This window comes from Bradyrhizobium sp. PRIMUS42 (assembly GCF_023006515.1).
Taxonomy (GTDB): Bacteria; Pseudomonadota; Alphaproteobacteria; order Rhizobiales; family Xanthobacteraceae; genus Bradyrhizobium.
In genome coordinates, this window is sequence record NZ_JALBGZ010000007.1 from 13,452 (window position 1) to 28,698 (window position 15,247).

At 60.7% G+C, this 15,247-nt stretch carries 14 protein-coding genes; 9 read left to right on the forward strand and 5 right to left on the reverse strand.

The annotated features are described in order from the left end of the window. The first annotated feature begins 184 nt into the window (after positions 1 to 184). From MOV75_RS02080 to MOV75_RS02100, 5 genes are read left to right on the forward strand one after another with little or no spacing between them, the layout of a single operon-like run. Positions 185 to 922, forward strand: coding sequence for an SDR family oxidoreductase (locus MOV75_RS02080; protein WP_246918154.1), 738 nt, complete (start codon positions 185 to 187; stop codon positions 920 to 922). 12 nt (positions 923 to 934) lie between these two features. Next, on the forward strand, positions 935 to 2,116 hold the full coding sequence (locus MOV75_RS02085; RefSeq protein ID WP_246918156.1) for an acyl-CoA dehydrogenase family protein: 1,182 nt from the start codon (positions 935 to 937) through the stop codon (positions 2,114 to 2,116). 21 nt (positions 2,117 to 2,137) lie between these two features. After that, positions 2,138 to 3,268, forward strand: a complete 1,131-nt coding sequence (locus MOV75_RS02090; protein ID WP_246918158.1) for an acyl-CoA dehydrogenase family protein — start codon at positions 2,138 to 2,140, stop codon at positions 3,266 to 3,268. Positions 3,269 to 3,282: 14 nt separating this feature from the next. Further along, positions 3,283 to 4,470: an acetyl-CoA C-acyltransferase gene (locus tag MOV75_RS02095; protein ID WP_246918160.1), complete on the forward strand. Its 1,188-nt coding sequence runs from the start codon at positions 3,283 to 3,285 to the stop codon at positions 4,468 to 4,470. A gap of 21 nt (positions 4,471 to 4,491) precedes the next feature. Next, the gene (locus MOV75_RS02100) at positions 4,492 to 5,505 is read left to right on the forward strand and encodes a nitronate monooxygenase family protein (RefSeq protein WP_246918162.1); all 1,014 of its coding nucleotides are present in this window, start codon (positions 4,492 to 4,494) and stop codon (positions 5,503 to 5,505) included. Between the two features lie 222 nt (positions 5,506 to 5,727). Here the strand turns inward: MOV75_RS02100 and MOV75_RS02105 are convergent, their stop codons facing one another. Together MOV75_RS02105 and MOV75_RS02110 are read right to left on the reverse strand one after the other, a co-directional pair. Next, positions 5,728 to 6,024: a YciI family protein gene (locus MOV75_RS02105; protein WP_246918164.1), complete on the reverse strand. Its 297-nt coding sequence runs from the start codon at positions 6,022 to 6,024 to the stop codon at positions 5,728 to 5,730. Between the two features lie 256 nt (positions 6,025 to 6,280). Next, positions 6,281 to 7,183: an SDR family NAD(P)-dependent oxidoreductase gene (locus MOV75_RS02110; RefSeq protein WP_246918166.1), complete on the reverse strand. Its 903-nt coding sequence runs from the start codon at positions 7,181 to 7,183 to the stop codon at positions 6,281 to 6,283. Positions 7,184 to 7,672: 489 nt separating this feature from the next. Between MOV75_RS02110 and MOV75_RS02115 the strand changes: the two genes are divergently transcribed. The 4 genes from MOV75_RS02115 to MOV75_RS02130 all read left to right on the forward strand — a co-directional run bounded on the left by MOV75_RS02115 (position 7,673) and on the right by MOV75_RS02130 (position 11,455). Next, positions 7,673 to 8,671 carry a fumarylacetoacetate hydrolase family protein gene (locus tag MOV75_RS02115; protein ID WP_246918168.1) on the forward strand — a complete coding sequence of 333 codons (999 nt, stop codon included), beginning with the start codon at positions 7,673 to 7,675 and terminating at the stop codon, positions 8,669 to 8,671. Between the two features lie 104 nt (positions 8,672 to 8,775). Continuing rightward, positions 8,776 to 9,555 (forward strand): enoyl-CoA hydratase/isomerase family protein, encoded by a 780-nt coding sequence (locus MOV75_RS02120; protein WP_246918170.1) that lies wholly within the window; start codon positions 8,776 to 8,778, stop codon positions 9,553 to 9,555. Position 9,556: 1 nt separating this feature from the next. Next, the gene (locus MOV75_RS02125; RefSeq protein WP_249796514.1) at positions 9,557 to 10,822 is read left to right on the forward strand and encodes a CaiB/BaiF CoA-transferase family protein; all 1,266 of its coding nucleotides are present in this window, start codon (positions 9,557 to 9,559) and stop codon (positions 10,820 to 10,822) included. Between the two features lie 141 nt (positions 10,823 to 10,963). Beyond that, positions 10,964 to 11,455 carry a helix-turn-helix domain-containing protein gene (locus MOV75_RS02130; protein ID WP_246918174.1) on the forward strand — a complete coding sequence of 164 codons (492 nt, stop codon included), beginning with the start codon at positions 10,964 to 10,966 and terminating at the stop codon, positions 11,453 to 11,455. On the opposite strand, the gene MOV75_RS02135 is transcribed toward MOV75_RS02130, so the two are convergent. The 3 genes from MOV75_RS02135 to MOV75_RS02145 are packed head-to-tail and all read right to left on the reverse strand — an operon-like array spanning position 11,435 to position 15,146. Further along, on the reverse strand, positions 11,435 to 12,289 hold the full coding sequence (locus MOV75_RS02135) for a xanthine dehydrogenase family protein subunit M (RefSeq protein ID WP_246918176.1): 855 nt from the start codon (positions 12,287 to 12,289) through the stop codon (positions 11,435 to 11,437). The genes MOV75_RS02130 and MOV75_RS02135 overlap by 21 nt on opposite strands. Beyond that, a complete protein-coding gene (locus MOV75_RS02140) occupies positions 12,289 to 14,658 on the reverse strand; it encodes a xanthine dehydrogenase family protein molybdopterin-binding subunit (RefSeq protein ID WP_246918178.1) in 2,370 nt (789 codons plus the stop codon). The genes MOV75_RS02135 and MOV75_RS02140 overlap by 1 nt, the downstream gene beginning before the upstream one ends. Next, on the reverse strand, positions 14,655 to 15,146 hold the full coding sequence (locus MOV75_RS02145; protein ID WP_247004718.1) for a (2Fe-2S)-binding protein: 492 nt from the start codon (positions 15,144 to 15,146) through the stop codon (positions 14,655 to 14,657). Before MOV75_RS02145 ends, MOV75_RS02140 begins: the two co-directional genes overlap by 4 nt. Positions 15,147 to 15,247 lie beyond the last annotated feature (101 nt).

Here is a 15,247-nt window from a genome sequence, read left to right on the forward strand (position 1 = left end):
TTTAGTTTGAGGTCGGAGCCTCTTTCACCTTGCGATCTCGAAGCGCCAACTTCAAATATCAATTGACGAGTTCTAAAAAAGAACGCTATGTACTTTCCATGATGCCGAGCGCGTCGACGACGCGGTCCGGCGGGTTCACGGCAAGCTAGTTCAAGCGAAGTATAACCTCACAGGGAGCACGCCCGTGCAGAAGAGAAACGCAACCGCGGCTGTCATCGGCGCCGGCGATTTCATCGGCGGCGAGATCGCCAAGAAGTTTGCCGCAGAAGGGTTCACCGTCTTCGCCGGCCGTCGTAACGGCGAAAAGTTGGCTCCGCTCGTCAAGGATATCGAGGCTGCCGGCGGAGAGGTTCACGCCCGTTCGCTCGACGCTCGCAAGGAAGACGAGATCGTCTCGTTCCTGAACGATGCAGACAAACATGCGCCGCTGGAAGTCTGCATCTTCAACATCGGCGCGAACGTCAACTTCCCCATTCTGGAAACCACTGAGCGCGTTTTCCGTAAGGTCTGGGAAATGGCCTGCTATTCGGGCTTTCTGGCCGGCCGCGAGGCGGCGCGCCTGATGCTGCCGCGCGGGGGCGGTAAGATCTTCTTCACGGGGGCGACCGCTTCGCTCCGCGGCGGCAGCGGTTATGCTGCCTTTGCGAGCGCCAAATTCGGCCTTCGCGCGGTCGCGCAAGCAATGGCTCGCGAGCTTGGCCCCCAAAATATCCACGTTGCGCATCTGATCATCGATTCCGGCGTGGATACCGAATGGGTTCGGCAGCGGCGGCTGGAGGCTCTCGGGCCAAACGCGCTGGACGATCCGGATGCGCTGATGCCGCCGTCCTCCGTTGCTGCATCCTATTGGCAACTCTACCAGCAGCCGAAAAGCGCATGGACGTTCGAGCTGGAGATTCGTCCTTTCGGCGAGAAGTGGTGAGGAGCAAATAGTATGGAGCTGGCGCTTTCTCCAGAGGATGCCGCATTTCGGGACGAAGTGCGCTCCTTCATCGCAGAAAACTACCCTGCGGAAATGCGTGTCCCGAATCCGGAGACCGACCTGACCAAGGAGCAATCGCTGCTCTGGCATCGCATTCTGCACAAAAAGGGCTGGATCGCGCCTCTCTGGCCCAAGGAGTACGGCGGTCCCGGCTGGTCGATTACGCGCCGCTTCATCTTTGAACAGGAGACCAGCCGCGCCGGCACGCTGCCGCCCTTGGCATTCAGCGTCACCATGGTGGGGCCTGTCATCTACACGTTCGGCAACGATGCCCAGAAGAAGAAGTTTCTTCCGCGTATTCTGTCGGGCGAGGACTGGTGGTGCCAGGGCTACTCCGAGCCGGGCTCCGGCTCGGACCTGGCAACCGTCCGCACCAAGGCCGTGCGCGACGGCGATCACTATATCGTCAATGGTCACAAGACCTGGACGACGCTCGCTCAGCATGCGGATTGGATCTTCTGTCTGGTGCGGACCGATCCGAATGCGAAACCACAATCCGGCATCTCCTTCCTGTTGATCGACATGAAGTCGCCGGGCGTCACCGTGCGGCCGATCATCACCATCGACGGAAGCCATGAGGTCAACGACGTCTTTCTGGAGGACGTTCGCGTCCCCGTCGAGAACCTGATCGGCGAGGAGAACAAGGGCTGGACCTATGCCAAGTTTCTGCTCGGCAACGAACGAACCAGCATGGCCGGCATCGGTCGATCGACGCGCTACATCAACAAACTAAAGCAGATCGTAGAGGCCGAGGTCGCGCCCGACGATCCTGCGCATCTCGACTTCCTGCGCGAGATCGCCCTCGTGGAACTCGACGTACTGGCGCTCGAGGCGACCGAGCTGCGTGTCGTGGCTCAGATGGCGCGGGGCATCGACCCTGGACCGGCCGCCTCGTTGTTCAAGATCCGCGGCACTGAGATTTTCCAGAAGATCACCGAATTGACCCATCGCGCGATCGGCAGTTACGGGCTCGCGCTGCGCGAGCATCCGGTCAGCGCCAACCACTTCATGCCCGGTTCTGAATACGGGCACACCGCGTCGGAAAAGTACCTGAATTCTCGCAAGCTCAGCATCTACGGCGGGTCGAACGAGATTCAGCGCAACATCATCGCAAAAGCTGTGCTTGGTCTCTAGCCAGAGTATCGAGAGGGTCGGATGGACATTCAGTTTACGGAAGAGCAGGAATTGCTGCGATCCAGCATCCAGCGCCTGCTACGCGATCAGTATGATTTCGATGCGCGCCGCAAGATCGTCGCCGACGAGCAAGGTTTTAGCCGCAGGCAATGGGCGGCGTTCGCCGAACTCGGCCTGCTGGCTGCACCGTTCGCGGAGGACGCTGGTGGCCTCGGCGGCGGTCCGCTGTCGACCATGATCATCGCGCATGAGTTCGGACGCCATCTCGTCGTCGAGCCGTTCGTGGAGACGGTGGTGTTGGCCGGCGGCCTGATCGAACGGCTAGGCGATGCCGCGCAGAAGCAGGGCTTCATCCCCGACATCATCGACGGCAAGAAGATCTGGACGCTGGCCTGGACGGAGAAGGGAGGCCGGTTCGATCTCGCAGACGTGACGACCACCGCGCGACGCGAGGGCGATGCCTATGTCCTGAACGGCGGAAAGACGGCGGTGATCGCGGCGCCCTGGGCGGATTACCTTCTCATTTCCGCGCGCACCTCGGGTAATCGACGGGACCGCGCTGGGGTCAGTCTGTTCGCGGTCGACCGCCGCGCGGCTGGTGTCGATCTGCAAAGCTTCAGGACCATCGACGGCCGGCGCGCCGCCGAGATCAGTCTGCGCAATGTCCGTGGGCAGTTGCTCGGCAAGGAAGGCGAGGGCGTGGCTGCGCTGGAGGCCTGCCGCGACCGCGCCATCGGCGCGCTCTGTGCGGAAGCGGTCGGTGCCATTGGCGAATTGAATTCCGCCACATTGGAATATTCGAAGACCCGCAAGCAGTTCGGCACCACCATCGGTTCGTTTCAGGTGCTGCAGCATCGGATGGTCGATATGTTCATCGCCCATCAGGAGGCGCTCTCGCTGATGCAGCATCTCAATCTCAGCATCAGCGGCGATGAAGCCGGGCTCTCGCGGCTCGCCTCTGGTGCCAAGACGAAGATCGGCTATGCGGCCAAGTTCGTCGCCGACCAGGCTGTGCAGCTGCATGGCGGCATGGGCATGACCGATGAGCTCAATGTGGGCCACTATTTTAAGCGGATCTCTTCCATCAACATCCAGTTCGGCGACCCTGCGTTCCATGTCCTGCGCTATGCACGACTGGGCGCGGCCGCGTAAGAAAAGAGGCGAGTATGACGACAGAAGCAGTAATCGTTTCCACCGCTCGTACCGCGGTCGGCAAAGCCTACCGTGGATCCCTCAACAATACGGAGGGGCCGACCTTGGCCGGTCACGTCATGGCCGAGGCGGTGAAGCGCGCCGGAATCGCCCCGGGTGAAGTCGAAGACGTGGTGATGGGCTGCGCCATGCAGCAAGGCACCATGGTGATGAACGTGGCCCGCAAGGGGGCGATCCGTGCGGGCATGCCGGTGACCGTCGCCGGGACCACGATCGATCGGCAATGCGCCTCTGGCCTGCAGGCGATCGCCGTGGCGGCACGTTCCGTGATGCTGGATGGCGTGGATGTCGCGATCGGCGGCGGCATCGAGTCGATCAGCCTGGTGCAAAACGAGCACATGAACAAGTTTCATATGGTCGACGATGAATTGATGGCGATGAAGCCGGACATGTACATGTCGATGCTCGAGACGGCAGAAACGGTCGCCGAGCGCTACAAGATCGGCCGCGACAAGCAGGATGAATACAGCCTCGAGAGCCAGCGCCGCGTCGGAGCTGCTCTGCAGAGCGGCCGGTTCGACGAGGAGATCGTTCCAATCACGACGAAAATGGCGCTCGTCAACAAGGAGACCAAGCAGGTCTCCTATGAACAGGTGACCCTCGCCAAAGACGAAGGCCCGCGTCCCGACACGACCGCAGAAGGCCTCGCCAAGATCAAGCCGGTGTTCGAGGGCAAGACCATCAGCGCCGGCAATGCGAGCCAGCTTTCCGACGGTGCTTCGGCATGCGTGATCATGAGCGATAAGGCCGCGGCCAAAAAGGGGCTCAAGCCGCTCGGCATCTTCCGCGGCTTCGTTGCAGCGGGCGTCGAGCCGGACGAGATGGGTATTGGCCCGGTCATCGCGATCCCCCGCCTGCTGAAGCGTCACAACCTGAAGATCGACGACATCGATCTCTGGGAGCTCAACGAGGCATATGCCGTTCAGGTGATCTATTGCCGCGACAAGCTCGGCATCGACCCGAACAAGCTCAACGTCAATGGAGGCTCGATCGCGATCGGCCATCCCTATGGCATGACCGGCGCGCGCCTCACTGGCCACCTTCTGATCGAGGGGCGGCGACGAAAGGCAAAGTACGGCGTCGTGACCATGTGCATCGGTGGCGGCATGGGCGCGGCGGGCCTTTTCGAAATCATCCATTGAACGGAACTGCGGGAGATCATCGTGAAGACAGCGATCACTGAACTGTTCGGTATCGAACATCCGATTATTCAGGGCGGGATGCACTATGTCGGGTTCGCCGAACTCGCAGCAGCGGTGTCGAACGCCGGCGGCCTCGGCCTCATTACCGGCCTCACCCAGAAGACGCCCGAGCTTCTGGCCAAGGAGATCGCGCGCTGTCGCGACATGACGGACAAGCCGTTCGGCGTCAATCTCACCTTCCTGCCGAGCTTCACCGCTCCGCCTTATCCCGAGTATATCGCCGCGATCAAGGAAGGCGGCATCAAGGCGGTCGAGACCGCCGGCCGCAGCCCGGAGGAGTACATGCCGGCGCTGAAGGCCGCCGGCATCAAGGTGATCCATAAGTGCACCTCGGTGCGGCATTCGCTGAAGGCCGAGAAGATCGGCTGCGACGCGGTCAGTGTCGATGGCTTTGAGTGCGGCGGCCATCCGGGTGAGGACGACATGCCGAACATGATCCTGCTGCCGCGTGCGGCCGATGAGCTCAAGATTCCGTTCGTCGCGTCGGGCGGCATGGCGGATGCGCGCAGCCTCGTCGCGGCTCTCTCCATGGGTGCGGCGGGCATGAACATGGGCACCCGCTTCGTCGCCACCAAGGAGGCGCCGGTCCACGACAATGTGAAGCAAGCACTGGTCAAGGCGACCGAGCTCGACACCGTTCTCGTCATGCGCGCGCTGCGCAACACCGAGCGCGTGTTGAAGAACAAGGGCGTCAGCGAGCTAATCGAGATCGAGCGCGAGAAGGGCGCCAGCCTGAAGATCGAGGATATTCTCGACCAGGTTGCCGGCGTCTATCCAAAGGTGATGTTGGAGGGCAACATGGATGCCGGGGCCTGGAGCTGCGGCATGGTGGTCGGGCTCATCAACGATATTCCGACGGTCAAGGAGTTGATCGATCGCATCATGGATGGCGCCGAACGCATCATCCGGCAGCGGCTGACGGGCTTCCTCGACGGTGTGAGCACGGGTTCCGTCCCGGCACGCGCAATCGCCTGACGCGTCCCAGGCAGTAGGGGTCTGAACGGACTGGACGCTCGATATTTTGAGCGTCCAGTTCTCTTATGAGTCTGTCGTAGACTCTTCAGTCACGCCCATCACCGGAAGAGAAGCGCGCTGCTTCTTCGGCCGATTTTGGCGCTGTATTGGAGCGCGCATCCTGCGCAAGTCCGGGAGACAAACGCCAGATTTGCGCGGTACTGAAGGTGATGGGCGCGGCATTCAGCCTCGAGCCGACAAATGTCGCATCGGAAAGTGCTCATAGTGCCCGGCGCCGTTCTTCACGATCGGATCCTGTGAGGTAATCGCTTCGATGTTCTCATCGTCGGCGATCTGGTAGAGTGAGACGCCATAACCCCCACTCGGATCCATGACAGGGCCGTGCGCGACGACTATTCCTTTGGCGAGCAGATCGTCCAAGAAGGCTCCATGCTGCTTCATCCATTTTGCTTCGTCGGCCGTCATCGTCGTTATGAAGTCGGCCCGCGGCGGAATGAACTTGCAGAGGTAAGCCTTCATGTCTGGACTCCAAGCTTTGAGGCAGTGGTGACACACCCGTCGATCTGCCGACCGTTGCCCGTATCGGGGCCAGGTCGTGTCGCGACTATCAAATTATAAGTCGCTAGATAAAATATATAAACCTCGGATTTGACGGGACGATCGGATCCTCAAGGGTCTGTTTCGCAAGGCGTAACTGACCTGGAGCGCCCGTTTGCACTGCTATGCACCGGCGATGACGTACCGCGGAGGCGTCGTCACCTTGACGCGGTGTCGCCTAACCGCCCGTCGTATAAAAGCCCGCGTGCCGCAGAACGAAATCGTAAACGCTAAGCGGCGGCTTGCCGGTGATCTTCTCGACATCCGAGGTCAACCTGTCGTATCGATTCTGCTGTTTGAGAAGAGCCATTGTCGCGAGATGGGAAAGCGCATGGGGAGGCAATCTTCCGCTATCCTCCAACTGCTTGCGCCAAGGCTCCCAGGGAACGTTGACATAAGTGATCGGACCTCCCAGGGCCTTGGAGAACTCCTCGGCAATTCCGTTCATGTCCTGTGACCGGGGTCCCGTCAGTTCGTAAATCTTGCCGATATGCGGGCCCGGGTCTTGGAGGATGGTTGCTATCACACGCGCAACGTCTTCACTCGCTATTGGCGACGTCTTCCCGTTTCCGAAGGGCAGACGAATTTGTCCATGGTCACGGATGGAACTCGCGGAAAGTCGAAGGAAAAAGGTGTCCAGGAATGCCGTGGGGCGGACATGTACGACAGGGAGTCCGGACCAATTCAATGCCTGTTCCGCCAGCCAGTGCAGCTTTTGCTGCGGACTGTCGGTCGTCGAATTGATGCTCATCTGCGATACGGTCATCTGAGAGATGTTCACGAACGCGCTTACCTTGTGGTGTTTCGCGACGGCCGCGGCGTTGACGGTCGCCTCCAGATATGAAGGTGAAACGGCCATACCGAAGTAGACCTGCTCGCAACCTTCGATCGCTCGATGCATCGCGTGCAGATCGAGAAGATCGCCAACGACGATCTCAACCCCTAAGTTGGCCAGCTTGGCCGATCGCGCGTCCTCGCTGCGGACGAGAGCTCGTACCTTCGCGCCCCGTTCGACCAGCAGCTTGCATACAACATGGCCGATGGTTCCGGTGGCGCCGGTGATCAAGATGGGGGACTGCATGTTTATTCCTCGCGTGGGATATGCGGGCCCGGAACCGGCCGCGGGCTTTATTAAGGGCATATCATACGAATTCTATACGCCGGCAATGCAGGCATCGCAACGACCCATCTTCTCGCGGCCTGCAGCAGGTATCCGCAGCCCGCGAAAGCTCGATCGCGTAACTATCAGCCGCGCCGACGTTCTGGGGGCGTGCATCGCGTCGATATCGTCTACCGATTGCAGGCGCGATATCCGGAGAACGCAGCTACGGCGGAAGACAAGAGCCCAGGACTGTCGGTGGTGGGCGACGCTCCTGGGGCTGCCGGCCGATGGCGCCCCCGGCTTGCTACTCATGTTGCTCCATCGACCGAGACGCTCGGGTCAATGATCGCCGGGTGACAATCACGCCACGCGTCCATTGCTCGTCTGGCCATATAACTTGCAAAACAAAAGCCATGCGATATGCTCAGCGTTAAGCAACGAGAGAATGTCAGATCATGGGAGGGGCTCTTGAAACTAGCTACCTATCGGTCGAACGGGCGAAATAGGGTCGCGTTGGTTCATGCCGGCGATACACGGCTGTTCGATCTTGCTTCCGCATCCGAACGCGCCGGCAAGGCAAATCCTGCCTTCAATTCGATGGTCGATCTCATCGACGACTGTGACGCGTCACTCGATACGGCGTCGGACCTGTTCAGCCGATACGGGCAGGATCGAGATCTATCGTCCGATATTGCCGCATCCGAACTTCTCGCCCCGCTGCCGGAGCCGCGCCAAATGCGAGACGGCATGTCTTTTCCGGTGCATATCGTTCAAGCTCCGATCGGGCACCTCAAGTTCCAGGCGCGAAAGGCCGGTGACGCGGTTGAACTCGCTCGCCTTCAGGCGGCGCCTCTGCCTGAATTGCCGGAAGTCTATCGCAAGCAGCCGATCTACTACATCACGAACCGCTTCAGCGTCGGAGGCCCCAACACCACTGTGAGATGGCCCCGCTATAGCCAAGTGATGGACTACGAGTTGGAGTTCGGCATCATCACCAAGAATAGGGGCGCGAACATCTCTGCAGCGAAAGCGCGCGACCACATATTCGGGTTCACGATCTTCAATGATTTTTCCGCGCGCGATGCCCAGCGGGTGGAGATGGAAGGCAGGCTGGGGCCGGCCAAAGGCAAGAGCTTTGACGGCGGCAACGTGCTCGGGCCCTGGATCGTGACGCCAGATGAAATAGGCGATCCCTACAAGCTCGCCATGGAAGCGCGCGTCAACGGTGAGACCCGTTCGCGAGGCACAAGCGAGGGCATGCTATTCTCGTTCGAAGAAATCATCGCGCACGTGACACGGGATGAGACGTTGATGCCGGGTGAGTTCATCGGCTCGGGTACTGTCGGCAACGGCTGTGGTCTCGAGCTTGGATGGTACCTCGAGCATTCGGATACGATCGAGCTCGAGGTAGAGAAGATCGGTGTCTTGAGAAATAGAGTCGCACGCCAGGATGCGCCGGAAAATTGAGGCTTGCAAAATGCAAGTCATGATGTGACAATCGTCTATAGAAAATAATGACCCGTTACGGAGCGGCGTCGACCAGGGAGGCGGCTTTGTCTGAAGAGGCATTGGTGACGCGCGACGAGCGCGGAAATATCTCGGTATTGACCATGGTCTACCGGCCGTACAATTTGCTCGGCCCCAAGTTCCTCAATGCGATCGTTCAGCAGGTTGAGGCGGCTCAGAAGGCCGGAAGCCGTGCTATCGTCATCCGCAGCGGGTTGCGCCATTTCTCAGCCGGAGCGGATCTGGATATTTTCGAGACCCAAGTGGCGGCCGACGATGCCGAACGGAGCGGCGCGAATTTGCGGCGAACGAACGTCGACTTCCTGCGCTTTATGGAGCTGTTGCCGGTTCCGTTGATTGCGAGCATCCACGGTGTCTGCCTGGGTGGCGGGCTCGAACTCGCTTTGTCCTGCGACTACATCATCGCGGCTAGTTCGGCAAAGATCGGCTCGGTCGAGGCGACGCTGGGGCTGCATCCGTTGCTGGGGGGGATCCAGCGTCAGGTGCAGCGGATCGGCGCGCAGCGTGCCAAGGAAATGTCGATGTTGGCGCGCCGCTACGACGCACCGACGCTGGAGAAGTGGGGTCTGATCAATCTAACTGTGCCGGAGGAGTCCTTGGAGGCTGCGACGATGGCTATCGCGGAGGAGTTTGCGCAAGGCCCCACGGTCGCGCATGCCGCAACCAAGGAGCTCGCTTATATCGCAGTTAACGAGGGCGTCGCGGCCGCCGACGAAGCAATGGCGAGAGTACAGGCGCCGATATGGGCGTCGGAGGACCTGAAGACCGGCCTTGCGTCCTATCGCAAGAATGGTCCTGGTCTCGCAAAATTCGCGGGGCGGTGACATGAGCGGCCCCCTCAGTGGAATTCGAGTCGTGGATTTCTCCCGCGTCCTGGCGGGCCCCCTGTGCGCGAGGACGCTGCAGGATCTCGGCGCCGAGGTCATCAAGATCGAACCGCCGAGCCCTGATGTCAGTCGGTTCGCGTTTCCGTCAACCGACGGCATGTCAGGCTATTACGCGCAGCAGAATGCCGGCAAACGCAATGTCAGCATCAATCTCAACCTGCCGGGCGCCTATGAATTGGTTCTGAAGCTCTGTGACACGGCGGACGTCGTGGTCGAGAATTTCCGCGCTGGCACGCTCAATTTCTTCGGGCTCGACTACGATACGCTATCCAAGCGAAACCCGAAATTGATCTACGCGTCCATCACCGGATATGGGCAGGGCGGCCCCTGGCGCAGCCGGATGGCGTATGCGCCGACCGTGCAGGCCGAGGCCGGCTTCACTCATAACAGTATTCGTCACTACGGCGAGGCGTTGACCGAGCCGCGCACCGACAGTCTCTCGCATGCGGACGTCTACACCGGATTGCAGGGAGTGATCGCGATCCTCGCGGCTCTCAACAGCCGGCAGAAGACCGGGCAGGGCCAGTACGTAGACATCGCCATGGCGGCGACGCTGCTGGCGGTCAACGAGCGAGCCCACGTCGATCTGTCCGACGACGACATCGGAGCGGAGCCGGCGGTGCTGGGGGCGACCGACTGCTCGTTCTTCATCGGGCCGCAAGGCGAAGAGTTCACCGTAGCAACGAGCATCATCGGCAGCCTGACGTTTCCGTCTTGGCTGAGAGCGATGCGCCGTGTCGATCTGATTGAGGATCCACGGTTCGCCACTGCGGCCGCGCGCCGGTTGAACTTCGGTCTGCTGCACCAGATCATCCAGTCCTGGATACTGACATTCCCGGACATGGCGACATTGGACGCGCAGTTTGACGAAGCCAAAATCGCGATGGGCGAGATCCGCTCCATCAAGGAGCTCGCATCTTCCGAGTGGAGCGACTATTGGGGCGCGGTCCAACGGGTGCCCGATCGAAGCGGCGGGGAATACCGGTTGCCGGGACGACCGTGGCACTTTTCCGGAGACCAATTGTCGCCGATTGGAGCGCCGGCCTTCCAGGGGGAACACAACTTTGCGGTTTTCGGCGAACTCGGCATCAGCGAAGAAGAGTTGAAGCGCTTGAGCGAGGCAGGCGTTCTGGTCTCCCATAGGCGCGCCCTGGAGACCGACGCGGCCGCCAATACGAAAAGCGAGCCCGGACAGGCCGCCTGAGGCATAGACGCGAAGAAAGGCTCGAACTGGACATACACGAATCCCGCTCGATTTGGTATGGGCTGGGTTTGGAGGTGAAAGCCTATGTCCAGTACGAAGCAGGGCCGTCTCGCCAACAAGGAATGCTCCGTTGCGCGAGCGATGGAAATCGTCGGGGACCGCTGGTCTATCCTGATCTTGCGGGAGGCGTATTACGGCGTGAAGCGCTTCGACGAGTTCGAGATGTACGTCGGAATCGCCCCCAACATCCTGAGCGCCAGGTTGAAGAAGCTTGTAACTGCCGGTGTTATGAGGCGGGTACCTCTACCCGAACATTCGGGCCGATACGAGTATGTCCTCACCGACAAGGGCCGCGACTTTTTTCCGGCCTACCTTGCGTTGAAGAAATGGGGTGACGACTGGCTCGCGGAGTCAGAGGGACCGCAGGTCGTGTTTCTCGATCGGGCGGCGGGACGTCCGATTGAATATCCGGAGCTGAAAAGAGCGGACGGCAAGCCTTTGCGGCTCGAGGACGTCGAGATCGTCCCCGGCGCGGGTGCCGTGCGCTTCAATCGAGCGCGATTTGGCGGCGCTCCAGGCGGCCGCAATGTCGCCAAAGCGGTGGGGGCCGTCTCAAGAGGAAAGCGCAAGTAGAGCTCGCCCGAGCTCGATCCTGATCAGGTCCGCGCGATATTCGGCCGGTGCATATCGGTCCGAGAGACATTCGGTGATGTCACCGACCATCTTGGCGGCTTCGCCGATGTTGTCCTGGGAGAGAGCCTTGCCGATCAGGAAGTCGGACGCTGCCTTGCCCACGAAGGCGTGGTTCGCTGCACCGGTGATGCCGATGGAAACGTCGGCGACGATATCGCCCTGCAATTGTACGCCTGCTGCGACTCCCACGACGGCAAACCCGCTCGCCGGATGTCGGATCTTCCGATAGGTGTAACGAGTGCCGGATTTCGGCCGAGGGATGTGGATAGCGGCAAGAACTTCGTCTGGCTCCAGGGCCGTCGTGAAAATATCGACGAAAAAGTCTTCCGCCGGAACGGTGCGACGTCCAGCTGCGCCAGCGATCTCGATTTCCGCCCGCAGCGCCAGAACGACGGCTGGCCAGTCTGCCGCCGGGTCGGCATTCGCCAGCGAACCGCCGATCGTGCCGCGGTTACGTACCTGGGGATCCGCGAGAACGCTGGCTGCCGCCCGGAAGACCGGGAATATTTGATTCAACGGCTCGGAAGCTAACAGCTCAGCGTGGGTCGTAAGCGCGCCGATCTTGACGTGGGTTTCGCCGATTTCGATCCCCTTGATCTCGGAGATGCCTCCGATGTCGATCAAAAGCTCGGGCGAAGCCAGCCGCAACTTCAGCGCTGGAAGCAGGGTATGGCCGCCAGCCAGGAGCTTCGCTCCGTCGGGATTGTCGCGCAACAGCTCGATCGCCTGGGCGAGGGAAGACGCGCGGACATACTCGAATGCAGCGGGGATCATCAGGCGGCTCCTGCGCGTGCGTTGCGTACTGCGGCCCAGATTCGTGGGGGCGTGAGAGGCATATCGAGATGTTTGATGCCGAATGGCGACAACGCATCGAGCACGGCGTGGACCATGCAGGGCGGAGCAGCGATCGAGCCGCTCTCACCGATGCCCTTCACGCCGATCGGATTGGTCGGCGACGGCGTTTCCTGGAATAAGGATCGGATGTTCGGCACATGCTCGGCGCGGGGAACGGCATAGTCGAGCAGCGAACCCGTCAGGAGCTGTCCATTCTCTGGGTCGTAGCTGACTTCTTCATAAAGGGCTTGAGCGATACCCTGCACGACGCCGCCATGGATTTGGCCGGCCGCCAGAAGCGGGTTGATCAACGTCCCGACATCGTCCACCGCGACATAGTCGAGAATGTCGACCGTTCCGGTCTGGGGATCGACCTCGACATAAGCGAGGTGGACCCCTGACGGTGCGCCCATGCCGGTAGGATCATAAAAAACCGTCTCGTCGAGGCCGGGGGCCACCCCGTCAGGCAACTTATGGCCGACATATGCCATGCGCGCCACCTTGGAGAAGGTCAGTGGGGCGATATCGGTGCCGGGTACGGTGAATGCGCCCGCCGAATAGGAAACATCCTTCTCGTCCACCTCCAACATGCCCGCGGCGATCTTCTTGGCCTTGGCGATGACCTGGTGAGCAGACACATGAACGCTCGATCCGCCGACCGCCATGGAGCGTGAGTTGAACGTGCCGTGTCCGGCTTGCACCTGGCGCGTGTCGCCCTGAACGATCTCGATGTCGTCTATCGGAATTTGCAGAACGTCCGCAGCGATTTGCGAGAGCGACGTGGCATGGCCTTGCCCCTGGCTCATTGAGCCGGAGTAAATAGTGGCCCGGCCACTGGAATCAATGCTGACGCGAGCGCTTTCCCAGCCTCCGCGGTTGAACCCGCCGGGAGCCAAACGGCGTGATGGAGCCATGCCGCACATATGCGTGTAGGCAGCGACTCCAATGCCGCGGTAGATGCCGGTCCCGCGCAAGCGCTCGCATTCTTCACGGCGTCTTTCATAATCGAATGCTTCGAGCGCTTTGTCCAGCAATGCCTGATAATCGCCGCTGTCGTACATCACGCCGGTGCTGCCATACGGCCGGTAAGGGAAATCCGACGAATGAAGCAGGTTCTTTCGTCGGACATCCACTTGATCGAGATTGAGATGACGCGCCACGGCATCGATGGCGCGTTCCGCAATGTAAGCTCCTTCGGGCCGGCCATAGCCGCGGTAGGCGTCTACTGGCACCGTATTGGTGACGACGACCCGGGAAAATGCTTCGTAATTGTCGATCTTGTAGGTCCCGGTTCCGAAGTTGACCGTGTTCACGGTCGGGCCGCCGGTCGCCATGTTTGACAGATAGGCTCCGACATTCCCAAGCGTACTGACCTTGAGGCCGAGTATCCTTCCATCGTTCGTGAAAGCGACCTCGATATCCTCGGTATGGGCGCGGCCGTGGCTGGTTGATTGATGGCTCTCCGAGCGAGTCTCCCACCACTTCACCGGTGTGTTCAATTCGCGAGCGAGATAGGGGCAGAGCAGATCTTCCGGGTACAGATGCATCTTGGCACCAAAGCCGCCCCCGATATCGGGCGCGACCACGCGCAATTGATGTTCGGGAATGCCGACTGTCTCCGCGATCCAGCGCCGGTGCATATGAGGAACCTGGCTGCCGATATAAACCGTGAGCGTGCCGTCGGGCTCTGGTGCGGCGATGACCGCGCGCGTCTCCATGCAAGTCGGAATCAAGCGGTTATTGATGACGCGAAGACTGATGACCTGATCCGCTTCCCGATTTGCCTTGGTGTAATCGCCCCCCTTGACCTGGTAGAGGGTCGTGACGTTGCCCGGTACGTTCTCGTGAAGCTGCGGCGCGCCCCGCTGGACGGCGGCCGCCTCTTCGGTCACCGCGGGCAGCACCTCGTAATCGACCTCGATCAGCCCGACTGCATCGTAGGCCTGTGCCAGCGTCTCTGCCACCACCAGCGCCACGCATTCTCCGACGAAGCGAACGCGGTCGGTCGCGATCACCGGGCGGACCGGCACCTTGCTGCCGGGAATAATCCAGTTGGGCACGATAGGACCGATCCTATCGACAAGCGCCTCGCCGGAAAGAACCAGGCGAACTCCGGGCGCCGCTTTCGCATGCGACAGATCGATGCTGCTGATCGTGGCGTGCGCGTGCGGCGATCGGAGTATCGCCATGTGCAGCATGCCTGGCAGCTTGATGTCGTCGACGTAACGACCCCTGCCGGCGAGCAGTTTGCGGTCCTCGCGTCGCCTGAGCGGCTGGCCGACGTGTCGTTTTCCGGTCGAAATGGTCATGCCACGTCCTCCTTCGATGCGAGGCTTTCGACGGCGCGCACGATGTTATGATAGCCGGTGCACCGGCAGATATTTCCGGCAAGACCGTGTCGTATCTCGCGCTCGCTGGGATTGGCCTTTTCTTTCAACAGATTCCGGACGCCCATGACCATGCCTGGCGTGCAGAAGCCGCATTGAAGCGCGTGGTGATCTTGAAACGCCGCCTGAACACGGTCGAGGCCGCCACCGCCGCCGGCCACGCCCTCGATCGTCGTGATGGACGCGCCATCGGCCATCACGGCGAGGACAGTGCAGGATTTCACCGCTTGTCCATCGATCTCGACGGTACAGGCACCACATTGAGAAGTGTCGCACCCAACATGCGTGCCGGTGAGGCCGAGATCCTCCCGGATGAGATGGACAAGCAATCTGCGCGCCTCGACGGTCACTGTCCTGCGCGAACCATTGATCTCGATTGTCACTTCATGCGGAACGGCTTGGACCGGCATAATTCCTCCCGCGGTTGGTTTGATGCTTTACTTATAGTCACTCTAATAATAATAGTGACATTCGGCAAGAGCTTTTTGCCGCCGCCCCCGATTTCGGATGC